This window comes from Sporosarcina quadrami, assembly GCF_014836615.1.
Lineage (GTDB): Bacteria > Bacillota > Bacilli > Bacillales_A > Planococcaceae > Sporosarcina > Sporosarcina quadrami.
In genome coordinates, this window is sequence record NZ_JACSQN010000001.1 from 1 (window position 1) to 23,000 (window position 23,000).

Below are 23,000 nucleotides of genomic sequence, written 5' to 3' on the forward strand. Positions count from 1 at the left end.
GGTCTACGTTTCGATACGAGCGGCTTACGTTTCGTTGCGGCGGAGTTACGTTTCGATACGAGCGGCTTACGTTTCGTTGCGGCGGAGTTACGTTTCGATACGAGTGGTTTACGTTTCGTTACGCGGTCTACGTTTCGATACGAGCGGCTTACGTTTCGTTACGGAGGAGTTACGTTTCGATACGAGCGGCTTACGTTTCGTTACGCGGTCTACGTTTCGATACGCTCGTTTTACGTTTCGATACGCTCGTTTTACGTTTCGATACGAACGGCTTACGTTTCGATACGCGGTCTACGTCCCCAACGCCCCACTTTACCTCACAAAAAAAGCCCGATGGAAAAAACACATCCATCGAACCCTTTTCCTTATGATCACCCAGTAAATGCTTGTGCAAGCTCTCCAGTGATTTTAGACTTTTCCTGCTCATCCGCATTGACCCATAACTTTTCAAAAAACACACCGAGACCAGGCAAAAGATGCTCTTCGCCACGGTTTAACGCATCTTCCACTACATTCCGTATATCATCCGCGGAGTTGTTTGTCATGTTTGCGGTGATAGCGTCACGGATTTGAAAATTCATAATATCAATCCTCCTACAATCATTTTGCACAGAATCATCGCCAACTATACGGACATTTGTTACACTGAGAAGAAAAAGGATGACACTAACTATATGAAAAGAATTGAATCTACTCAAAATGGCCTCATTAAGCATTGGAAGAAGCTTGTCACATCTAAAAAAGATCGTGACAAATCAGAAGAATTTATTGTAGAAGGATTCCACCTCGTTGAAGAAGCATTGAAATCGGAAGGCACAGTCATTCATTTGATTGTCAGAGAAGATATTGAAATACCTGAAAAGTGGGTTACTGATAATCTACAATTGATCGAAGTGACACGTGCTGTCGCGAAAGAATTAATTGAAACCGAGCAGTCGCAAGGGATTTTTGCGCATTGCAGACAGCCTCAGTACACTGACGAAGCACCTCAATCTTGGAAAAAATATCTGTTTATTGACGCTGTCCAAGATCCTGGCAATATCGGCACGATGATCAGAACGGCGGATGCTGCTGGGATGGATGCAGTCATATTGGGCAAAGGTTCAGCAGATCCATTCAATCCAAAAACGGTCCGCTCCGCTCAAGGCTCACATTTCCATATACCTGTTGTGAAAGGTGAGCTCAGCGAATGGATTGCGAATATCAAAAAAGAAAACATTAAAATCATTGGTACAGGTCTGCACAATGCGACAGAGCATTACAACGTAGATCCACTTGATTCATTCGCGCTTATCGTTGGCAATGAAGGAAGTGGTGTCGCTGATGAATACCTCAAAGAAGCGGATGAAATCGTTAAAATTCCACTGTACGGTAAAGCTGAATCCTTGAACGTCGCGATCGCTACAGGTATTTTGCTTTACGCGTATGGCAGACAATAACAACACGATGTTGAAGATTCCTAAAGAGTACAGTATAATAAAATGGAATATACATTTTAAAAGCTGTGACCGGGAAAAGTAGACAGATGTTCACTTACAGGAAATCCGCGCCTTGACTGCGAGCGCCGATAGCAGAAAACTGTTGAAGTTCACCCCGAGAGCTGCCGCTTGGACCAGTGAAAACTGTAAAGGCGTGCCGGTAGAGGGCCGTTAATCCATAATGAAGTGATTATGCGTTTCGTTGCATAATAATCAGGGTGGTACCGCGAACTCGTCCTCGTCCCTTTTTTAGGGGGCGGGGTTTTTTTATTTTGAAAGGAGAATGACGATGGAAAAACAGTTGCAGCAATTGAAAGAAGAAGCGTTAGTGAAAATCCAGGAAGCGACGTCAGTAAAAGAATTGAATGACGTTCGTGTCGCTTATCTTGGCAAAAAAGGTCCGATTACGGATTTGTTAAAAGGAATGGGCAAACTGCCTGCAGAAGAACGTCCGAAAATGGGAGCGCTCGTCAATGTCGTGCGTGAATCCGTTACGGAATCATTGGAAGCAAGAATGGCTTTGCTTGAAGAAGAAGCGATTAATGCACAATTGGCAAATGAAGCGATCGATGTAACGCTTCCGGGACGTCCGGCTCCAACAGGCAATCATCACCCACTCACACGTGTCGTTGAAGAGATTGAAGACTTCTTCATAAGCATGGGGTATGAAATCGCAGAAGGTCCTGAAGTGGAGAAGGATTATTATAACTTCGAAGCGCTCAATTTACCGAAAGGCCACCCGGCACGTGATATGCAGGATTCATTCTACATTTCTGAAGATGTGCTTTTGCGTACTCATACGTCACCTGTTCAAGCGCGTACGATGGAAGCAAAAGGCGGAGAAGCGATCAAAATCATCTGTCCTGGGAAAGTGTATCGCCGTGATAATGACGATGCGACGCACTCCCACCAGTTTACTCAAATCGAAGGTCTTGTCGTCGGAGAGAATATCCGCATGAGTGACCTCAAAGGTACACTTGATCTGTTCGCTAAAAAGATGTTCGGTGAGGAACGTGAAATCCGATTGCGCCCGAGCTTCTTCCCATTCACTGAGCCGTCTGTTGAGATGGATATCTCGTGCTTCAAATGTGGCGGAGACGGATGTAATGTGTGTAAGAAAACAGGCTGGATTGAAATTTTAGGCGCTGGAATGGTGCACCCGAACGTCCTACAAATGGCTGGCTATGATCCAACTGCTGTTACAGGGTTCGCATTCGGCATGGGGCCAGAGCGTATTGCAATGCTGAAATATGGTGTGGAAGATATCCGTCATTTCTACACAAATGATACCCGTTTCATATCACAATTCCATCGGACGGAAGCGTAAGGAGGAGAAAGTATGTTAGTTTCAACGAAATGGTTAAATGAGTACGTCAATATAAACGGGATCAAACCCGAAGTTCTTGCAGAAAAAATCACTCGTTCAGGTATCGAAGTCGATTCAATCATCGACCGTTCGCACGGGATGACAAATGTCGTAGTAGGTTATGTAAAAGAGTGTGTGAAGCATCCTGAAGCGGATAAATTAAATATTTGTCAAGTAGATGTTGGGGATGAAGTGACACAAATTATTTGTGGTGCACCAAATATCGCTGCAGGACAAAAAGTCATCGTAGCTCGCACAGGCGCAATCCTGCCAGGCGATTTCAAAATTAAAAAAGCAAAACTTCGTGGTGAAGAATCGAACGGAATGATCTGTTCGCTTCAAGAGCTTGGAATCGAAGGCAAGCATGTTGCGAAAGCGTACGCAGAAGGCATTTATGTGTTGCCGAATGATGCACTTGTAGGAGCGGATGCACTGCCGTTGCTTGGTCTTGACGACACAATCCTTGAACTCGATTTGACACCAAATCGCTCGGACGCTTTAAGTATGTTAGGCGTAGCATATGAAGTTGCCGCAATTTTATCACAAGGCATTGCATTGCCTTCTATCAATTATAAAGAATCAAATGAAAAAGCATCTGATGTACTGAAATTACGAGTAGAAGCGACGAAAGATAACCCAATGTATGTGGCGAAAGTCGTGAAAAACGTCAAAATCGGTGAATCACCGCTATGGTTGCAAAATTATTTGATGGCTGCAGGTGTGCGTCCGCATAATAACGTTGTCGACATTACGAATTATGTATTGATGGAATATGGTCAGCCGTTGCATGCGTTCGACTACGACCGCCTTAAAACAGGTGAAATCGTTGTCCGTCATGCAATTGAAGGCGAAAGAATTACAACACTGGACGATGCAGATCGCACATTGAATACGCATAACCTTGTTATTACAAATGGCGAAGAACCCGTTGCACTTGCTGGCGTCATGGGTGGAGCGAATTCCGAAGTTCATGAAGGCACAACGACAGTCGTCATTGAATCCGCTTATTTCGCGCCATCTTCCGTCCGTCAGACATCGAAAGAAGTTGGACTTCGAAGCGATGCAAGTACTCGCTTTGAAAAAGGCGTAGATCCGAATCGCGTACAGGAAGCAGCAGAGCGCGCAGCGCAACTGATGGCAGAAATTGCTGGAGGGGAAGTGCTTGCCGGTTCCGTCGTTTTCGATGAACTCGACAAGACGCCTGTACAAATCACTGTTTCACCGGATTATATAAATAACCGTCTTGGAATGAAGATTTCGATGGATGAAATGCTGACGATTCTGGAGCGACTTCGTATTCCTACGCAAGCTATCAACGGCAAACTTGTCATCGATGCACCGACTCGCAGACAAGACTTGCGTATTAAAGAAGACATCATCGAGGAAATCGCCAGAATGCACGGCTATGACGAAATTCCAAAAACATTGCCTGTCACAGAATCCAAACCGGGTGGACTAACACCTTATCAGGCGAAGCGTCGTATTGTCCGTCAATTCCTTGAAGGTGCAGGTCTTCTTCAGGCAATTACGTATTCATTGACATCAAAAGAGCAATCACAAGCATATGCGCTTGAGACGGCACCTGTCACTGAACTGCTAATGCCAATGAGTGAGGATCGCGCAATTTTGCGTCAGAGCCTTATCCCGCATATGCTGGAAGCGGCTACGTATAACGTTGCACGCCGTATCGATTCAGTCTCCATTTATGAAACAGGTTCTGTTTTCCTTGGAGTTGAAGAAGACGGTCTGCCACGTGAAGTGGAACATGTCGCTGCTGTATTGACTGGCAAGTGGGTAGACAATGCATGGCAAGGCGAAACAAAGAAAGTAGACTTCTTTGTACTTAAAGGGATCATCGAAGGCATGATGGATCGTCTCGGTATGTCAGCAAGCCTTTCATTCGAACAGGCTAGCCTTGAAGGGATGCACCCTGGACGTACAGCGTCTATCCTCCTAAATGGAGAAAATATCGGCATGGTCGGTCAAATCCATCCGACTGAACAGAAGAAACGGGACTTGAAAGAAACGTATGTGATGGAAATCAATCTTGAAAAAGTGCTTTCCACGAATACAGATGAACTTCTGTATGTACCAGTACCTCGCTATCCATCGATGTCTCGAGATATCGCTTTGGTCGTATCTACTGACACTTCTGCAGGAACGCTTGAAACGATCATCCGTCAAGCAGGCGGAAAATTGTTGAAAGACGTGAAACTCTTCGATTTATATGAAGGGGATAATGTGGAGGATGGTAAGAAATCAATAGCATTCTCATTGACGTATTTCGATCCGGAACGTACATTGACGGACGAAGAAGTCGTAAAAGCGCATGATAAAGTGCTGAATGCATTGACTGAAGCAGATGCTCAATTAAGAGGATAAATGAAAGACCGTTTATGGGTATGTCCATAAACGGTCTTTTGACGTTAGTAAAGTAAGTTACCTTTTTTTCATCGCTGCAATCTTTTTCGCTTTCTGCGCATTGGCGAAATGCCACTTCGTCATCGATTTCAGCGTATCTTCCCCGCTTTTCAATAATATCCTGGCTGCGGCTTCATCCACTTTTGGCCCCGCACCTTTAGGAAGTGTGACGCCAGCCAGTTTGCTGAGCTTATCCATCTCTTCCAGAAACGCAACCCTTGCAATGATGGAAGCGGCTGCGACCGCAACATGAAGCCCTTCCGCTTTCGTTGAAAAGAGCACGTTCTCGCGGACAATCTCGGGCTCGTCTTTAATGTGATTATAATAAATCCGGCGTTCTGCAAACTGGTCGATCAAAATGTAATCTGGTTTATCATCTTCCAGTTTGCGCAACACATGTTTCAATGCCTGGTTATGAAGCAGTGCTTTGATTTTACCTTGTGACCATCCGCTCGCCTGGACTTCATTGTATTTATCATTCGGCAACGTGAGGACACTGTGGATAAGTGTCTCCTGCAAATCAGGCGCAATCGTTCTCATCCAATCATCCGTCAATTGCTTGGAGTCTTTCACTCCTAATTCCCGAACTAGTTCGATTTTCTGGGCGGGTACGTAACAAGCGGCAACTGTCACTGGACCGAAGAAGTCGCCTGTTCCGGTTTCGTCAGATCCGAGGACGGATAACTGGGCAAGTTTAGCAGGCAATACTTCCCCGGCGGATTTCGTTAACGTCTTAGCACTATATGCGCTATTACCTGTTCCGTTCCATATAGAAGCTTCACGTTCAGCTCCGCCGCCTTGGAAAAGCACTTTCCCTGATTTATAAGCTGTTATTGCCGTATCGGGCAATTTTGCGGCGAACACGACGCCTGGTGCATTACGCACGACTTTGAACTGTGCGTAGTGAGCGGAAATCTTGGTCATTGTTGCCGCATCTATTTGTAAGACGCTTTGGCCCATACTGTTCATCCTCCCGTGCATATGATTCTTATATTGTACAATACTCATGGTGTGTGATGTAAAAACGAACTGTTTTTCCATACAATTGCTTGAAACCATTGCCATCTCTTTTCAACTAAAACTGTTTCATGGTATGATTGGTTACATAGTTTTCATTTGGGAGGTTTCATCATTGGCAGACGAGCAGAAGACGCGCCTTGCGGTTGACATTTATGGACAGACATATACAATTGTCGGCAGTGAAACGAGCAGTCATGTTCGCCTTGTCGCTTCGATGGTTGATGAAAGAATGAGGGAAATCAGTTCGCGCAACCCTTATTTGGATAGCTCCAAGATTGCTGTCCTCACTGCAGTGAATAGTGTGCATGATTATTTGAAATTACGGGAACGTATTGAGCAATTAGAAGAAGAATTGAATAAGCTGAAGGGTTGACTGAAGAATATGCTTGATTTACTTATCGTATTCCTTCTACTAGGAGGACTGATCACCGGATTTAGACGTGGTCTCATAGTACAACTGATACATATGACAGGCTTTATCATCGCACTAATCATTTCCTACATATATTACAAACCGTTAGCTGACAAGTTTGTTTTATGGATTCCGTACCCAGGTGTTACGGCGGGATCGAAATTGGCATGGACAGTAGAAACGCTCGATTTGGATCAGACATTTTATCGATTGCTTGCATTCGTCCTTATTTTCCTCGTCGTCAAATTTGCGTTGCAACTAATTGCTTCCATGTTTGACTTCCTGAAGTATTTACCGGTTTTGGGCTTCCTCGCTCGTTTTGGAGGCGCAGCTCTTGGATTTGTCGAGTTTTATATTCTCATATTCCTCGTTCTCTATTTGTTGGCAATGCTTCCGATAGATTTCATCCAGAACTTAATCGGCAATTCAATTTTGACGGAAGCAATGTTTGATCATACACCAGTATTCTCGGAAATGGTCAAAAATTGGTGGTATATTTATACTAAATAATACTATTCAAACACTTTACGGCTTCCCCCTTGCCTGGAGGGAAGCTTTTTTCACACAATACGATTGTTCAGAATGGAGTAGTGATGCATTGTGAATAAAAAAACGATCATTCGCACGTTCGAAAAGATTGCTTTGTATATGGAGTTGCTTGGAGAGAACCCATTTAAAACAGGCGCTTTCCGCAAAGCGGCTGGCGTTCTTGAAACGGATCAACGCAGTCTTTCCGAAATGGATGACATCCTTGAATTAAAAGGAATTGGTAAAGGAACTGGTGCTGTCATTATCGATTTAATGGAAAAAGGCGAATCCGATTTACTGAAAGAACTTGAAGAAGAGGTCCCGAAAGGTTTAATTCCTTTATTGAAAATTCCTGGTCTTGGCGGAAAAAGGATTGCGAAACTTAGAGAAACACTTAACATTGACTCTGTTGAATCATTGCGTGAGGCGTGTGAAGCTAATAAAGTGAGCAAACTTCCAGGGTTCGGTAAAAAGACTGAAGAGAAAATACTTCACGAGCTAGAATTGCTTGGTACACGCAAAGGAAAACTGCCTGTATGGCAAATCCAGACAATTGTCACTTCCATCGAAGAAGAACTAAGAGCAATCCCTGAAATTACGCGCTTTTCCGTAGCAGGGAGTTTCCGCCGTGCGGAAGAGATGAGCAGTGATGTAGACTTCATCATTGTAACGGAAGAGCCAACAACTGTTCGTGAAAAACTGTTAAAAATGCTTCCTGTTGAAGAAGTTGTTGCAGGTGGTGACGCGAAATTATCCATCGTACTCGATATGACTGATCTCGTCGATGCGGATTTTCGTTTTGTGACGGCATCTCAATTTGCTACAGCTTTGCATCATTTTACGGGTTCTAAAGACCATAACGTGAAAATGCGTCAACTAGCAAAATCCAAAGGAATGAAAATTAGTGAATATGGCGTTGAATTAGAAGATGGCACTGTCAAAAATTTTGACACGGAAGAAGCATTCTTCGCATTTTTTGATTTGCCATTCATTCCACCTTCCTTGCGTAAAGATGGAACAGAAATTACAAAGGCAGCTGAGATTGATGGGCTAGTAAAGATTGAAGATATCCGTGGAGATTTCCATATGCATACTACTTGGTCGGACGGCGGTTACTCCATTCGTGAAATGGTGGAAGCATGTCGGGCGAAAGGATATTCGCATATGGTGATCACTGATCATACTCACTATTTAAAGGTCGCAAATGGGCTAACGCCTGAGAGATTGAGAGAGCAGATTGCTGAAATTCGTCAAGTGAATGCGGAATTCGATGATATTGAAGTCTTTTGCGGTACTGAAATGGACATCCTTCCTGATGGGACACTCGATTTCGAGGACGATCTATTGCAGGAACTGGATTTTGTCATCGCATCTATCCATTCGAATTTTAACCAATCTCAAGAACAAATTATGGAGCGGTTGCATGCTGCACTTAAAAACCCATATGTAACGATGATCGCGCACCCGACTGGCCGCATTATTGGTCAGCGCGAAGGTTATAACCCTGATGTACCGCAATTGATCGAGTGGGCAAAGAAATATGATAAAATTCTTGAATTGAATGGCAGCCCGCACCGCTTTGACTTAATGACAGATTATCTCGTCATGGCGCAGGAGGCAGGTGTGAAAATTGCCATCAACACCGATGCACATGCGATCGATCAGCTGGATCTGATGGATATCGGTGTGAAATATGCACAAAAAGCTTGGTTGAAAAAAGAGACGGTCATCAATACATGGCCACTTAAACAATTTATCCGTAACATTATACGGAAGTGAAAGGGAGTGTAAGACATTGGAAAACCGTGTCTTAAAAACACTTGAATTTGATAAAATACGTGAAATCGTCGCGACTTACTGTACGTCTTCAGCAGGACGAGCACATATGGAAAAGCTCGTGCCTCTCACTGATTTCCATGACGTTGTCCGATTGCTTGAAGAGACGGATGAAGGACTTGCCATTTTACGGGTTCGCGGGAATGTGCCGATGGGCGGGATTACCGACATACGTCCACATGCAAAACGCGCACAAATAGGTGGAGTCCTTAGTGCATACGAACTGATGGAAATCGCCAACACAATCCGAGCAAGTAGGGTCTTAAGGCAATTCATCGAAGCAGTCGATGCAGATGAAGATATTGACATTCCGCATTTCTTAGCGAAAAAAGAACGATTACCGATACTTACGGCACTTGAACATGAAATTAGTGCCTCCATCGATGACAACGGGCATGTGATGGACAGTGCGTCAGGTACGTTACGTTCAATTAGACAAAACCTCCGTATGCAAGAAGGGCGTGTACGCGAGAAGCTTGAAGGTTACACACGCGGCAGAAATGCTACTAAGATGCTATCAGATGCGATTGTTACAATCCGCAATGACCGATTTGTTATCCCAGTCAAAGCAGAATATCGTTCCCACTTCGGCGGAGTCATCCATGATATGTCTTCTTCTGGTCAAACATTGTTCATCGAACCAGATGCAGTCGTCCAGGCAAACAACGAAATTCGTAACTTGAAGATGAAAGAAAAAGAGGAAATCGATAAGATTTTGCTCGAGTTGTCTGTAAAAGTACAGGAAATCGCACATGAACTGTTCGTATTAGTCGATATTCTTTCCGAAATCGATATAATTCTTGCAAAATCCAAGTACGGTACAGCACATAAATGCACAAAACCCGAAGTGAATAACAATGGGTATATACGATTAGCAAAAGCGAGACACCCGTTATTGTCAATTGAAGAAGCGGTTGCGAATACGATTGAATTTGGGAAAGAGATTACTTCAATTGTTATTACAGGACCGAATACTGGAGGTAAGACCGTTACATTGAAAACGGTTGGACTGTGCACATTAATGGCGCAAGCGGGTTTGCCGATTCCAGCACTCGACGGCTCTGAAATTGCAGTATTTGAATCGGTCTATGCAGATATTGGTGATGAACAATCGATTGAACAGAGTCTAAGTACATTCTCATCTCATATGGTGAACATTGTCGATATCTTAAAGAAATTTGATTCTAAATCTCTACTTATTTTTGATGAACTTGGTTCGGGAACAGACCCGCAAGAAGGGGCAGCACTTGCAATTGCCATTTTGGATGAAGTACATGGTACAGGTGCAAGAGTCATGGCAACAACCCATTACCCTGAATTGAAAGCTTATGGCTATAACCGTCCAGGTGTTGCTAACGCGAGTGTGGAGTTCGACATTGATACGTTAAGTCCGACATACCGCTTACTTATCGGTGTACCTGGTCGGAGTAATGCTTTTGAAATCTCAAAACGTCTCGGTTTGCATGATCACGTCATTAACCGCGCGAAAAAGTTCACAGGAACTGACCGCGGAGAAGTCGATTCGATGATCGCATCATTAGAATCGAGTCGCGTTCAATCCGAAAAGGATGCCGAACAGACACATGCTGTATTGCTCGAAACGGAAAAGTTGAAACGTGAACTGGAAGCGAAATTAGCTGACTTTGAGCAAATGAAAGAGAAACTCGTAGAAAATGCGAAGGAAAAAGCGAAGAAAATTGTGGACTCTGCCAGAGTTGAATCAGAAGCTGTCATTTCGGATTTGCGTGCATTACGTATGCATGCGGGTGCGAATGTAAAAGAGCATGAATTGATTGAAGCACGAAAAAAGATGGAAGCAGCATCTCCGAAGGAAAAGAAAAAGAAAGTCGTTGCCAAAGCAGCAGCACGTCCACTTGAAGTCGGGGACGAAGTGAAAGTGGTCACCTATGGTCAAAAGGGGACGCTGATTGAAAAAGTTTCTTCAAAAGAGTGGGTTGTTCAGATTGGTATCCTGAAAATGCGGTTAGATGAATCGGTTTTGGAATTCACAAAACCTGAAAAAATGAAGGATACGGTCGTTTCGGCATCGGTCAGAGGTCGTGATTCACACGTGAAACTGGAACTTGACTTGCGTGGTGAACGATACGAAGATGCATTACACCGGACGGAAAAGTATTTGGATGATGCCTTACTATCCAATTACCATCAAGTCTCTATTATTCACGGAAAAGGTACAGGTGCGTTAAGACAAGGCGTACAGACATATCTGAAAAGGCATCCTCGCGTCAAAAGTTATCGATACGGAGAAGCAGGAGAAGGCGGGTATGGTGTTACAGTAGTGGAACTAAAATAACCAACGATAACATTGAAACTTTTACCGCTTGAATACGTATAGGTATGGAATAATGATTCATAAAGGAGCCGAATAGATGACGTCAACAGGATTTTGGAGCCATCCCTTAGTAGAAACTGCAGGATATTTCAGTGTTGTAGTCCTGTGCCTCATCGTCTCGATGGTATTGTTTGAAATTGTTACGAAATATAAGAACTGGGAAGAGATACGGAAAGGGAATGTGGCGGTAGCAATGGCAACAGGCGGAAAAATCTTTGGTGTCGCTAACATTTTCCGCTATTCCATAGAGCAGCATAATACGCTACCACAGATGATCGGATGGGGACTATATGGATTCGTCTTGCTTGTCGTTGCGTACATGTTGTTCGAATTCCTTACGCCCCAGTTCAAAATTGACAAAGAGATCGAAGAGGATAATCGCTCTGTCGGATTCATTTCCCTGACGATTTCCGTCGGTTTGTCGTTCGTAATCGGGGCAAGTATAGCTTAGGAGAATCGAAATGGAGAAATTATCGAAAATACTTATTGTTATATGTATCCTGTTCATTATTGTAGGAGCATATTGGTTGTTCACGAACTCGCCTTGACTGAAATTTGCCAGTCAAGGCATTTTTTGTGGATTAATTTAATATTCTATTTGAAAGCGGATTCATTTATCGATATAATAAGTGAAGAAGGAATTTTCAAAGAATTATAGTGAGAAGGGGAGGTTATACAATGAACGAAAAACCGTGGTTGGATTTGTATCCGGCAGAGATACCAAAAACAATCGAATATGATCGGATTCCATTACAACAATTTTTGACGAATTCGAGTGAGAAATTTCCTGGAAAGACTGCGATGCACTTTATGGGCAAGAACATTTCATATGCCGAATTTCATGAATCTGCATTAAAGTTTGCGAATTATCTTAAATCGCTCGGTGTTGAAAAAGGTGATCGGGTGGCGATTATGCTTCCGAACTGTCCGCAAAGTGCGATTGCCTATTATGGTATTCTCTATATCGGTGCCATTGTTGTGCAAACGAACCCGTTGTATACAGAAAGGGAATTAGCGTATCAAATGTCTGATTCAGGCGCGAAAGTCATTATTTCACTAGATATTCTATATAGCAGAATATCAAATGTATTAAAAGATACGAAGTTGGAACATGTCATTATTACAGGCATAAAAGATTATTTGCCATTTCCTAAAAATCTTGTTTATCCATTCATTCAGAAAAAAGAATATGGTATTATTGTAAAAGTGGAACATAGAGGCATGAACCATCTTTACACTGAAATTATGAAAGTGGCGAAGCCTGATCCGGTATCATATCATTTTAACTACGAAGAAGATATCGCATTACTTCAATACACAGGAGGAACGACCGGACCGCCCAAAGGCGTCATGTTGACACATGCCAATCTGATCAGCAATGTGCAAATGTGTAATGCCTGGCTGTATAAGTGTGAAGATGGAGAAGAAACAGTCATGGGGATTTTACCGTTTTTCCATGTATACGGCATGACAACTGTACTCTTACTGTCCGTTATGCTCGGTAACAAGATGGTTCTATTACCGAAATTCGACTTCGAAACTGCGTTGAAAGCGATTGACAAGCAAAAACCTACACTGTTTCCAGGAGCACCGACGATCTATATCGGCTTATTGAACCATCCGGACTTGGCTAAATATGACTTATCGTCCATTAAAGCATGCATCAGTGGATCTGCTGCATTGCCTGTCGAAATGCAAGAAGAATTTGAGCGTGTGACAGGCGGAAAGCTTGTTGAAGGATATGGTTTAACGGAAACTTCACCTGTTGCCATTGCAAACTTTGTATGGGAAAAACGACGAGTGAAAGGGTCGATCGGTGTTCCTTGGCCAGATACTGACGCTCGAATTGTTGGGCCGGACTCATTAGAACCTTTACCGAACGGAGAAGTTGGGGAGATTGCAATCAGTGGGCCTCAAGTGATGAAAGGATATTGGAATAGACCAGATGATACACGTGAGACATTCCGTGAGGGTTGGCTATTAACAGGTGATCTGGGATATATGGACGATGAAGGTCATTTCTATGTCGTTGATCGTAAAAAAGATATGATCATTGCGAGTGGTTTCAATATTTATCCGCGTGAAATCGAAGAAGTACTTTACGAACATCCTGCAATACTTGAATGTGTCGTAGCCGGAGTGCCCGATCCATATCGGGGTGAAACTGTTAAAGCGTATATAGTTCTTAAAGAGGGTAAACAAGTAACAGAAGAAGAGTTGGATAAATATTGCCGAGAAAACCTCGCTTCATTTAAAGTTCCGAGAAAATATGATTTCCGAAAAGAGCTTCCAAAGACAGCCGTAGGAAAAATACTACGACGCACACTTGTCGAAGAAGAGAAGAAAAAGATGGAGCAGGAATTGCAAACGTCATAATGTTAAACTTGACGACAACCACATAAAAGTTTATTATGGAAATATGAATGAACAATCATTCATATTTCTTTTTTGGTGGTGAGAATAATGAAACGGGACAAACCTAAATATAAACAGATAGTAGATGCAGCCGTTATCGTCATTGCTGAAAACGGCTACCATCAAGCTCAAGTTTCAAAAATTGCTAAAGAAGCGGGAGTTGCAGATGGCACAATCTATCTTTATTTTAAAAATAAAGAAGACATCCTCATATCTGTTTTCAGAGAGAAGATGGGCATCTTTGCCGAGAACGTGAAAGAGATTATCGAGAAAGAGATCACAGCAACTGAAAAGCTATCTAAGCTCATTGATAATCACTTCTCGCTCCTTTACAATGACCGTCACCTCGCCATCGTTACCCAGTTGGAATTGCGCCAATCCAATAAAGAATTGCGTTCACAGATAAACGAAGTACTCAAAGAATATTTGATGTTGCTTGATTCGATTTTAAAAGAGGGGATTGAGCAAGGCGAATTCGATCGTGATATCGACATCAGACTCGCCCGCCAAATGGTATTTGGTACAATTGACGAAACAATCACTTCATGGGTAATGAATGATCAGAAGTATGATTTAATGAAATTGGCACCGGAAGTCCATCGACTAATTTTAAAAGGTATGATAGGTTGAATGAAATGGATGAATTTTTTGTCCGTTCTTCAATCTAGTTATACTGAACTTAATAGTTTGGAAAGGATGGGATGAAATGGAGTTCTTAACAATCGCCATTGACGAAGGTATTGCAACCGCTGTCATTAATAGACCGCCTGCCAATGCTTTATCGAGCGGCCTAATTAAAGAAGTTGGTCAATTGCTTGATAGTGTGGAAAACGATAATGATGTAAGAGTCATTGTTCTTCATGGAGATGGGAAATTCTTTTCCGCTGGAGCGGATATCAAGGAATTTACAACCGTATCATCCGGGGAAGCGTTTACAAAACTCTCTTCTTCAGGGCAAGATGTATTTGAGCGACTTGAAAACTTCAGTAAACCAGTCATTGCAGCCATCCATGGTGCTGCATTAGGAGGTGGCCTTGAACTTGCGATGGCATGTCATATCCGATTTGTCACTGAACGTGCAAAACTCGGATTGCCGGAATTGCAACTAGGTCTAATCCCTGGATTTGCAGGTACCCAGCGTTTACCGCGATATGTAGGCGTCGCAAAAGCTGCAGAAATGTTGCTCACAAGTGAGCCTATAACGGGTGTAGAAGCAGTACGTCTAGGACTGGCAAACCAATCATTTTCCGATGAAGAACTACTACCGAAGACAATGGAGATTGCAAAGAAAATTGCTAAGAAAAGTCCTGTCGCAATGAAGGCTGCTCTCCAAATGCTTCAATTTTCAAAAGACGATTCTTTCTACGCTGGCGTGAAGGCTGAAGCTGACTCCTTCGGTGAAGTATTCGTTTCTGAAGATGCAAAAGAGGGTATCCAAGCATTTATTGAAAAAAGAGAACCACAATTCAAAGGCAAGTAAATACGCTGAGGAGGTCTGAATTATGAATATTTATGCATTAGTAAAACGGACATTTGACACAGAAGAGAGAATTACTGTATCCAACGGAAAGATCGTTGAAGATGGAGCGGAATTCATCATCAACCCATATGACGAGTATGCGATAGAAGAAGCAATCCAAGTGCGCGATGCTAACGGTGGCGAAGTGACTGTCGTTACAATTGGCGGAGAAGAAGCGGAAAAGCAACTTCGTACAGCGCTAGCTATGGGTGCTGACAAAGCAGTCCTTATAAATACTGAAGATGATCTAGACGAAATGGACGAATTTTCAGCGGCAAAGATCATTGCTGAATACTTAAAAGATAAAGAAGCGGACCTCATTCTTGCAGGTAACGTTGCAATCGATGGCGGGTCTGGCCAAGTTGGACCACGTGTAGCTGAACTATTAGGCATTAACTACGTAACAACAATCACTAATCTTGAAATTGACGGAACGTCTGTCAAAATCATTCGAGACGTTGAAGGGGATTCTGAAACAATCGAGACATCCTTGCCGTTGCTAGTTACTGCACAACAAGGGTTGAATGAACCTCGTTATCCTTCTTTACCTGGCATTATGAAAGCGAAAAAGAAACCGCTTGAAGAGTTGGAATTGGATGATTTAGATCTTGAAGAAGACGATGTGGAAGCGAAAACTGAAACAATCGAAATCTACATGCCACCACAAAAAGCAGCAGGTCGAGTACTTGAAGGTGACATCCCTGCTCAAGTGAAAGAACTCGTCGATTTGTTGAACAAAGAAGCGAAAGTACTCTAATAGCAATCAATAATGTAATGGGAGGGACTCTATATGTCTAAAAAAGTATTAGTACTTGGTGAAGCTCGTGAAGGAGCATTACGTAACGTTTCTTTCGAAGCGATCGCGGCAGCAAAAACTGTATCCGGCGGTGGAGAAATCGTTGGCGTCCTTTTTGGAGATGCAGTGCAATCCTTAGGTGAAGAAATGATCAAACACGGTGCGGACCGCGTCATTACAGTAGAACATCCGCATTTGAAACACTATACATCCGACGGTTACGGGCAAGCTTTCATGGCTGCCTATGAGCAGGAAAAACCTGAAGCAATCGTCTTCGGACATACAGCTCTAGGGAAAGACCTGTCTCCTAAAATCGCTAGTAAACTGGCAACAGGTTTAGTGTCAGACGTTACTGCAATTGAAGGGGAAGGGGACGACGCAGTATTCATCCGTCCGATCTACTCCGGTAAAGCATTCGAAAAGGTGAAAAACAAAGAAGGACTTCTATTCATCTCAATCCGTCCAAACAACATAGCGCCACTCGATAAAGATGACAGCCGTACTGGTGATGTGTCATCCATTTCGGTGGACATCACAAACTTGCGCTCCGTCATCAAAGACGTTGTCCGCAAGTCCACAGACGGCGTCGACTTGTCCGAAGCGAAAGTCGTTGTTGCTGGTGGACGTGGCGTGAAGAGTTCGGATGGTTTTGCACCACTTGAAGAATTAGCAAAACTGCTTGGCGGCGCAGTCGGTGCTTCACGTGGAGCGTGTGACGCGGATTACTGCGATTATTCATTACAAATCGGACAAACGGGTAAAGTTGTAACTCCTGACTTATATATCGCAGCAGGAATCTCCGGCGCTATCCAGCACATGGCTGGTATGTCCAACTCAAAAGTAATCGTTGCAATTAACAAAGACCCAGAAGCTAACATTTTCAAAGTAGCGGACTACGGCATCGTTGGAGACCTGTTCGAAGTAATCCCGATGATGATCGAAGAAATTAAAAAAGTACAATCCAACTAATTTAGTCGTTTAAGGTTATTTTGTTGAGACTGTTGTCAAACTCTAGAGAATAGAGAGTTTGCCTGCAGTCTTTTTTCAATGAAATAAAATCTGGAAAGTTGATTTTCGCTGCGAGCGGACGCTTTCCGATTGAACAACGTAGTGTTCGATTTGCCGTGTTTCTGTGACTTTCAGAAATTAAGGCATGGGTGCTCGAAAAGCTAAAGCTTTGTCTCGCAAAAGCCGTTCTTCGTCACGGCTCTCGCTGATCCCTCTGGAGTCGCCGCTCTCCGCTACAATCAAATAAACTCTTTGTTGAATAGATAATTCCTGGCGCGGGTAAAGATAAAATTCTTACACGTTGTAATATTAATTAAGACAACATTCATTAGAGAATAGAATCTTAGATGATTGAAGTGCAGGGCGGCGACTCCTGGGGATGCGCGTGACAGGTAAGACCCCGCAGTGGAGCGCAGCGACCGAGGAGGCTTACCGCACGCCCCGGAAAGCGCCGCACGGAACGGAAATCATCGTGCCGATTAGCACACATAAGCAGATGTTTAGCCGGCATCAATCCTACCGTGTTATAATTTACTCATAGTTGGATCTACTAAAAGGAGGCAACACACAATGGCAATTATTCATGCGACTGACCAAGACTTCAAAGACCAAACAAAAGACGGACTCGTACTCGTAGACTTCTGGGCTACATGGTGCGGACCTTGTAAAATGATCGCTCCAGTACTAGAAGAACTAGACGGCGACCTCGCAGGAAAAGCGAAAATCGTTAAAGTGGATGTCGACGAAAACCAATCGACAGCTGGTGAATACGGCATCATGTCAATCCCTACACTCGTTCTTTTCAAAGACGGCGAGATCGTAGACAAAGTTGTCGGTTTCCAACCGAAAGAACAGCTTGCTGAATTGATCGAAAAACACGCGTGATTCATTACATGAAACCGGGAACCTTTAGAGGAACCCGGTTTTTTGGTAGGTGGAAAAAATGAAAGAACTCATCCAACATAAATTATCCTTGCTGCCTGATTTGCCTGGTTGCTATTTGATGAAAGATCGCCAAGGGACAATCATCTATGTCGGCAAAGCGAAAATCCTGAAAAATCGGGTTCGCAGTTATTTTACTGGATCACATGACGCTAAAACACAGCGTCTTGTCGGTGAAATTGAGGATTTCGAATATATTGTAACCGGTTCAGATATTGAAGCACTCATATTGGAACTGAACTTGATTAAACAATACGACCCAAAGTTCAATATCATGTTAAAGGATGACAAGACGTATCCGTATTTAAAATTAACGGCAGAACGGCACCCTAAACTGATTGTCACACGACAATTGAAAAAGGATAAAGGAAAATATTTTGGTCCTTATCCGAACGCGACTGCTGCCCATGAAACGAAAAAGTTACTCGACAGGCTCTATCCTTATAGGAAGTGCTATCAGCTTCCTGATCGTGTATGTCTTTATTATCATATGGGACAATGTCTTGCCCCTTGTGTGCATGAAGTGAAGACGGAAACGTATAAAGAGATGATTGACGATATTAGCCGTTTCCTAAATGGCGGATATAAGCATGTGAAAAAAGAATTGACCGAAAAGATGTCTGTTGCTGCTGAAAATCTGGAGTTTGAACGGGCGAAAGAATACCGTGAACAGATTGCTAATATTGAAGCGGTCATGGAAAAGCAGACGATGATGATGAATGACTTCACAGATCGGGATGTTTTCGGCTATGCTGTCGAAAAGGGTTGGATGTGTGTCCAAGTCTTTTTTGTCCGACAAGGGAAACTGATTGAAAGAGACGTTTCCATCTTTCCGTTATACCAGAGTGCTGAAGAAGAGATGTTGACATTCATCGGTCAGTTTTACGGAAAATCAGGACATTTATTGCCGAAAGAGATTTTGTTGCCTGAAGGTATTAATGAAGAAATTGTTCAGGAGCTTTTGAAAGTGAATGTCCTCGTGCCACAACGTGGGAAGAAAAAGGATCTTGTAAAGCTTTCGATGAAAAATGCAGTCATTTCCTTAAGCCAGAAATTCCAGCTGATTGAACGGCAAGAACAACGAACAATCGGTGCGTGCGAAGATTTGGGCGAGGCGATGAACATTTCTCCGCCATTGCGAATTGAAGCTTTTGACAACTCGCATACAGGTGGGGTAGATCCTGTATCGGCAATGGTTTCATTCATCGATGGCAAGCCGAATCGTAAAGATTACCGAAAATACAAAACAAAAACTGCTGCGGCTCATGATGATTACGGTGCTATGCGTGAAGTGATCAGAAGGCGTTATACGAGAGTGTTGAAAGATGATCTGCCCTTACCAGATTTAATAATTATTGACGGCGGTAAAGGTCAAATGGAAATTGCCCGTGAAGTAATTGAAGATGAACTCGGATTATCGATACCAATTGCAGGGTTGGCGAAAGATGATAAACACCAGACAGCCCAATTATTATATGGTAATCCAGTTGAAACGGTACCATTAAAACGTACGAGTGAAGCGTTTTATTTGTTGCAACGGATTCAAGACGAAGTACACAGATTTGTTATTACGTTCCATAGGCAACGCAGAGATACGAATTCATTAACTTCTGCGCTTGATGGGTTACCGGGTATAGGACCTAAACGTAAGAAGCAACTATTGAAACATTTCGGTTCGATGAAGAAAATTAAAGAAGCGTCGACGGATCAATTGATTGAAGCGGGTATGCCTACAAAAGTAGCTGAATCGATTATGGGTTATTTCCAAGAGGAAATTGAACCTGAAGAGATTGAAGATGGGAAATGAAAAGGACTCCAACGGGGAACGTTGAAGTCCTTTAGATTCGTATTATTGCATTTTTGTTTTCGGATCCCATTTTACAATAAAGCGGATTTGATCGTCTTTTAGTAGTTTTTCACCGTAGCATTCAGTGAGAAAACCATTTAATTTCTGGAATTGTTGGGCGATAAAGCCCGCTTCCAGTTGATATGATCTTTTTTCAAGCAACGTGCGATCGGATTGCCGAAGTGTTAGCCACGATTCATCTTTTGGAGCGCGCGCATCTTCATATGTAAGAGGACCCCAGCCAGCTTCTTCAAAGAAAGTGGGGATTTCATCTATTGAAAATACAGGGAACTTTCGTGCGACGCTCTTTCCTGCCCAGTACAGGATGTCATCTTCATGTTTACCGAGAATGGAAGGTAATACATGGTCTTTTAAAATCTCGTATCCTAGTTGTGTAGGTTTAGTCTCTATTTCTATAGTCAACAATTATGCAGTCCTTTCGAAGGAAGAATCAGATTGTTTAGGGTACTTTTGTGGCGGACAAGAAATGTTCACATCTCCTTGACCTCCTTAAAAGTGAGGAGTACAATGAACATGTTAAACTTATTGTACCACGAAGGGGCATACCGTCAATGTCCTCATATGTAGTTCATATGATGTACTTTAACGGGTATATCCCACTTAATAAGGGAGGGTAAAAGACTTGTCGAGAGAATCAGATTTTTACTTGCGCCGACTGCACTCATTGCTCGGAGTCATTCCGGTTGGGTTATTTGTAGCTCAACACTTGGTTATTAACCATTTTGCAACTCGCGGTGAAGAAGCATTCAATAACGCATCCAACTTCATGGGGAACTTGCCATTCGTGCTGTTCTTGGAATGGTTCATCATCTATATTCCATTAATGTTCCATGCGTTTTATGGTGTCTACATAGCTTTCACTGCGAAAAACAACGTTCAACGTTATGGCACATTCCGTAACTGGATGTTCATGTTGCAACGTATTACAGGTGTACTCCTTGTGATCTTTATCGCTTGGCACATCTGGGAAACTAGAATTCAAAAAGCATTAGGCACTGAAGTGAACTACGACATGATGGCTGGTATATTATCAAGTCCATTCATGCTTGTATTCTACATCGTTGGTGTTCTTGCTGCGACATTCCACTTAGCAAACGGCCTTTGGTCATTCGCTGTAACATGGGGCATCGCACAATCACCACGTTCACAAAAAATCGTGTCATACATTACTATTGGGGTTTTCTTAGTGCTTTCCGTCATTGGAATTCAAGCACTGCTTGCGTTTGTCTAAAACAAGCTACGTAAGTTTGTAATAGAACATGTAAAATTTGAGGAGTGAAATATAATGGCAAAAGGCAGATTGATCGTCGTAGGCGGCGGGCTTGCCGGCTTGATGGCAACCATCAAAGCTGCGGAAGATGGAGTCGCAGTTGACTTATTCTCGCTCGTTCCGGTTAAACGCTCCCACTCCGTTTGTGCCCAAGGTGGCATTAACGGTGCAGTAAATACGAAAGGTGAAGGTGATTCACCTGCCATCCACCTTGATGATACTGTATATGGTGGAGACTTCCTTGCTAACCAGCCACCTGTTAAAGGTATGACAGACGCTGCGCCGGGAATCATCAGTTTATTGGACCGTATGGGTGTAACATTCAACCGTACTCCTGAAGGTCTTCTTGACTTCCGCCGTTTTGGTGGTACGTTACATCACCGTACTGCATATGCTGGTGCGACAACTGGTCAACAGCTTCTATATGCTTTGGACGAGCAAGTTCGACGTCACGAAGTGGCTGGTCTTGTTCAGAAATACGAACACTGGGAATTCCTTGGTATCATTATGGATGATGAAGGAGTTTGCCGTGGTATTAAAGCGCAAAACATGAAATCGATGGAAATTAAAGCATTCCCTGGTGACGCAGTCATTATGGCTACAGGCGGCCCTGGAATCATCTTTGGTAAGTCGACGAACTCTGTTATCAATACAGGTTCAGCGGCATCTATCGTCTATCAGCAAGGTGCTAAATATGCAAACGGAGAGTTCATCCAAATCCACCCAACAGCAATTCCTGGGGACGATAAACTTCGTCTCATGAGTGAATCTGCGCGTGGTGAAGGCGGACGTATCTGGACATATAAAGATGGTAAGCCGTGGTACTTCCTTGAAGAGAAGTATCCTGCATACGGTAACCTAGTGCCTCGTGACGTTGCAACGCGTGAGATTTTTGATGTCTGTGTGAATCAGAAATTGGGCATCAACGGCGAGAACATGGTGTATTTGGATCTATCACACAAAGATCCGCATGAGCTTGACATCAAGCTTGGCGGTATCATTGAAATCTACGAGAAATTCACAGGGGATGATCCACGTAAATTGCCGATGAAAATCTTCCCGGCTGTCCATTATTCAATGGGCGGACTTTGGGTTGACTATAATCAGCATACAAGTATTCCTGGATTATTTGCTGCAGGTGAATGTGATTACTCCCAGCACGGTGCGAACCGTCTTGGTGCGAACTCACTTCTATCGGCAATCTACGGTGGTATGCTTGCTGGACCGGAAGCGGTCAAGTATATGCGCGGCGTAAAACGTACTGCTGATGAACTTCCATCATCTCTATTCGATGCAGCCATTAAAGATGAACAAGCGAAATGGGATGCAACATTGAAGATGGACGGAACAGAAAATGCGTACATGCTTCATAGAGAACTTGGAGAAATCATGACAGAGAACGTTACAGTTGTCCGTTACAACGATAGACTTCAAGCGACTGACGACAAAATCGTCGAACTTCTTGAGCGTTATGAAAATATTAATATCACTGATACACAACAATGGTCGAATCAGGGCGCAACTTTCACACGCCAATTGAAGAATATGCTGTATTTAGCACGAGTAATCACATTAGGAGCTCTTAACCGTAATGAAAGCCGTGGTGCGCATTACAAGCCGGACTTCCCGGAACGTGATGACGAAAACTTCTTGAAAACGACGATTGCAGAATTCGATGGGAAATCTGCACCGATCCTTTCTTATGAAGAAGTGGATGTATCTTTGGTTCCGCCACGTAAACGTGACTATTCTGCGAAAGGAGATTGACA

At 43.2% G+C, this 23,000-nt stretch carries 20 protein-coding genes and 1 other annotated feature; of the genes, 17 read left to right on the plus strand and 3 right to left on the minus strand.

From position 1 onward, the window contains the following. Positions 1 to 371: 371 nt before the first annotated feature. Positions 372 to 581, minus strand: coding sequence for a small acid-soluble spore protein SspI (gene sspI, locus H9649_RS00005; RefSeq protein ID WP_191692596.1), 210 nt, complete (start codon positions 579 to 581; stop codon positions 372 to 374). A gap of 93 nt (positions 582 to 674) precedes the next feature. Here sspI and H9649_RS00010 point away from each other — a divergent pair, with 93 nt between their 5' ends. From H9649_RS00010 to pheT, 3 genes are all read left to right on the plus strand, one after another. Further along, positions 675 to 1,439 carry a TrmH family RNA methyltransferase gene (locus H9649_RS00010; RefSeq protein ID WP_191692597.1) on the plus strand — a complete coding sequence of 255 codons (765 nt, stop codon included), beginning with the start codon at positions 675 to 677 and terminating at the stop codon, positions 1,437 to 1,439. Between the two features lie 56 nt (positions 1,440 to 1,495). Continuing rightward, positions 1,496 to 1,727 (plus strand) — a binding site (T-box leader). Between the two features lie 40 nt (positions 1,728 to 1,767). Next, complete coding sequence (gene pheS / locus H9649_RS00015; protein WP_191692598.1) at positions 1,768 to 2,805, plus strand: phenylalanine--tRNA ligase subunit alpha; 1,038 nt, start codon at positions 1,768 to 1,770, stop codon at positions 2,803 to 2,805. A 12-nt stretch (positions 2,806 to 2,817) separates the two neighbouring features. Further along, complete coding sequence (gene pheT / locus H9649_RS00020; RefSeq protein WP_191692599.1) at positions 2,818 to 5,226, plus strand: phenylalanine--tRNA ligase subunit beta; 2,409 nt, start codon at positions 2,818 to 2,820, stop codon at positions 5,224 to 5,226. A gap of 57 nt (positions 5,227 to 5,283) precedes the next feature. Here the strand turns inward: pheT and rnhC are convergent, their stop codons facing one another. Continuing rightward, positions 5,284 to 6,225, minus strand: coding sequence for a ribonuclease HIII (gene rnhC, locus H9649_RS00025; protein ID WP_191692600.1), 942 nt, complete (start codon positions 6,223 to 6,225; stop codon positions 5,284 to 5,286). Between the two features lie 172 nt (positions 6,226 to 6,397). Between rnhC and zapA the strand changes: the two genes are divergently transcribed. The 12 genes from zapA (at position 6,398) to uvrC (ending at position 19,901) form a co-directional block, all read left to right on the plus strand. After that, positions 6,398 to 6,658 (plus strand): cell division protein ZapA, encoded by a 261-nt coding sequence (zapA, locus tag H9649_RS00030; protein ID WP_191692601.1) that lies wholly within the window; start codon positions 6,398 to 6,400, stop codon positions 6,656 to 6,658. Between the two features lie 9 nt (positions 6,659 to 6,667). Then, the gene (locus tag H9649_RS00035; protein WP_191692602.1) at positions 6,668 to 7,207 is read left to right on the plus strand and encodes a CvpA family protein; all 540 of its coding nucleotides are present in this window, start codon (positions 6,668 to 6,670) and stop codon (positions 7,205 to 7,207) included. 90 nt (positions 7,208 to 7,297) lie between these two features. Continuing rightward, complete coding sequence (gene polX, locus H9649_RS00040) at positions 7,298 to 9,004, plus strand: DNA polymerase/3'-5' exonuclease PolX (RefSeq protein WP_191692603.1); 1,707 nt, start codon at positions 7,298 to 7,300, stop codon at positions 9,002 to 9,004. Positions 9,005 to 9,020: 16 nt separating this feature from the next. Then, positions 9,021 to 11,375 (plus strand): endonuclease MutS2, encoded by a 2,355-nt coding sequence (locus H9649_RS00045; RefSeq protein ID WP_191692604.1) that lies wholly within the window; start codon positions 9,021 to 9,023, stop codon positions 11,373 to 11,375. 76 nt (positions 11,376 to 11,451) lie between these two features. Further along, entirely contained in the window at positions 11,452 to 11,865 is a 414-nt protein-coding gene (locus tag H9649_RS00050) for a DUF350 domain-containing protein (RefSeq protein WP_191692605.1), read from the plus strand. Between the two features lie 227 nt (positions 11,866 to 12,092). Then, a complete protein-coding gene (locus H9649_RS00055; RefSeq protein WP_191692606.1) occupies positions 12,093 to 13,790 on the plus strand; it encodes a long-chain-fatty-acid--CoA ligase in 1,698 nt (565 codons plus the stop codon). Positions 13,791 to 13,877: 87 nt separating this feature from the next. Continuing rightward, complete coding sequence (locus H9649_RS00060) at positions 13,878 to 14,459, plus strand: TetR/AcrR family transcriptional regulator (RefSeq protein WP_191692607.1); 582 nt, start codon at positions 13,878 to 13,880, stop codon at positions 14,457 to 14,459. Between the two features lie 76 nt (positions 14,460 to 14,535). Further along, entirely contained in the window at positions 14,536 to 15,309 is a 774-nt protein-coding gene (locus H9649_RS00065; RefSeq protein ID WP_191692608.1) for an enoyl-CoA hydratase, read from the plus strand. Between the two features lie 22 nt (positions 15,310 to 15,331). Then, positions 15,332 to 16,105: an electron transfer flavoprotein subunit beta/FixA family protein gene (locus H9649_RS00070; protein ID WP_191692609.1), complete on the plus strand. Its 774-nt coding sequence runs from the start codon at positions 15,332 to 15,334 to the stop codon at positions 16,103 to 16,105. A 33-nt stretch (positions 16,106 to 16,138) separates the two neighbouring features. Beyond that, the gene (locus H9649_RS00075; protein ID WP_191692610.1) at positions 16,139 to 17,113 is read left to right on the plus strand and encodes an electron transfer flavoprotein subunit alpha/FixB family protein; all 975 of its coding nucleotides are present in this window, start codon (positions 16,139 to 16,141) and stop codon (positions 17,111 to 17,113) included. A gap of 609 nt (positions 17,114 to 17,722) precedes the next feature. Then, complete coding sequence (gene trxA / locus H9649_RS00080; RefSeq protein ID WP_191692611.1) at positions 17,723 to 18,037, plus strand: thioredoxin; 315 nt, start codon at positions 17,723 to 17,725, stop codon at positions 18,035 to 18,037. A 58-nt stretch (positions 18,038 to 18,095) separates the two neighbouring features. Then, complete coding sequence (gene uvrC, locus H9649_RS00085; protein WP_191692612.1) at positions 18,096 to 19,901, plus strand: excinuclease ABC subunit UvrC; 1,806 nt, start codon at positions 18,096 to 18,098, stop codon at positions 19,899 to 19,901. A 42-nt stretch (positions 19,902 to 19,943) separates the two neighbouring features. Here the strand turns inward: uvrC and H9649_RS00090 are convergent, their stop codons facing one another. Then, a complete protein-coding gene (locus tag H9649_RS00090) occupies positions 19,944 to 20,363 on the minus strand; it encodes a DUF2507 domain-containing protein (protein ID WP_318241630.1) in 420 nt (139 codons plus the stop codon). A 220-nt stretch (positions 20,364 to 20,583) separates the two neighbouring features. Here H9649_RS00090 and H9649_RS00095 point away from each other — a divergent pair, with 220 nt between their 5' ends. Next, positions 20,584 to 21,192 (plus strand): succinate dehydrogenase cytochrome b558 subunit, encoded by a 609-nt coding sequence (locus H9649_RS00095; RefSeq protein ID WP_191692614.1) that lies wholly within the window; start codon positions 20,584 to 20,586, stop codon positions 21,190 to 21,192. Between the two features lie 54 nt (positions 21,193 to 21,246). Further along, positions 21,247 to 22,998, plus strand: a complete 1,752-nt coding sequence (gene sdhA / locus H9649_RS00100) for a succinate dehydrogenase flavoprotein subunit (RefSeq protein WP_191692615.1) — start codon at positions 21,247 to 21,249, stop codon at positions 22,996 to 22,998. Positions 22,999 to 23,000 lie beyond the last annotated feature (2 nt).

Bases quoted from the DNA above. Each gene is read 5' to 3' on its own strand.
- sspI (WP_191692596.1), bottom strand. From the start codon at position 581: ATGAATTTTCAAATCCGTGACGCTATCACCGCAAACATGACAAACAAC.
- trxA (WP_191692611.1), top strand. From the start codon at position 17,723: ATGGCAATTATTCATGCGACTGACCAAGACTTCAAAGACCAAACAAAA.
- H9649_RS00035 (WP_191692602.1), top strand. From the start codon at position 6,668: ATGCTTGATTTACTTATCGTATTCCTTCTACTAGGAGGACTGATCACC.
- H9649_RS00010 (WP_191692597.1), top strand. From the start codon at position 675: ATGAAAAGAATTGAATCTACTCAAAATGGCCTCATTAAGCATTGGAAG.
- pheT (WP_191692599.1), top strand. From the start codon at position 2,818: ATGTTAGTTTCAACGAAATGGTTAAATGAGTACGTCAATATAAACGGG.
- H9649_RS00065 (WP_191692608.1), top strand. From the start codon at position 14,536: ATGGAGTTCTTAACAATCGCCATTGACGAAGGTATTGCAACCGCTGTC.
- H9649_RS00050 (WP_191692605.1), top strand. From the start codon at position 11,452: ATGACGTCAACAGGATTTTGGAGCCATCCCTTAGTAGAAACTGCAGGA.
- uvrC (WP_191692612.1), top strand. From the start codon at position 18,096: ATGAAAGAACTCATCCAACATAAATTATCCTTGCTGCCTGATTTGCCT.
- pheS (WP_191692598.1), top strand. From the start codon at position 1,768: ATGGAAAAACAGTTGCAGCAATTGAAAGAAGAAGCGTTAGTGAAAATC.
- rnhC (WP_191692600.1), bottom strand. From the start codon at position 6,225: ATGGGCCAAAGCGTCTTACAAATAGATGCGGCAACAATGACCAAGATT.
- sdhA (WP_191692615.1), top strand. From the start codon at position 21,247: ATGGCAAAAGGCAGATTGATCGTCGTAGGCGGCGGGCTTGCCGGCTTG.
- H9649_RS00070 (WP_191692609.1), top strand. From the start codon at position 15,332: ATGAATATTTATGCATTAGTAAAACGGACATTTGACACAGAAGAGAGA.
- H9649_RS00060 (WP_191692607.1), top strand. From the start codon at position 13,878: ATGAAACGGGACAAACCTAAATATAAACAGATAGTAGATGCAGCCGTT.
- H9649_RS00055 (WP_191692606.1), top strand. From the start codon at position 12,093: ATGAACGAAAAACCGTGGTTGGATTTGTATCCGGCAGAGATACCAAAA.
- H9649_RS00075 (WP_191692610.1), top strand. From the start codon at position 16,139: ATGTCTAAAAAAGTATTAGTACTTGGTGAAGCTCGTGAAGGAGCATTA.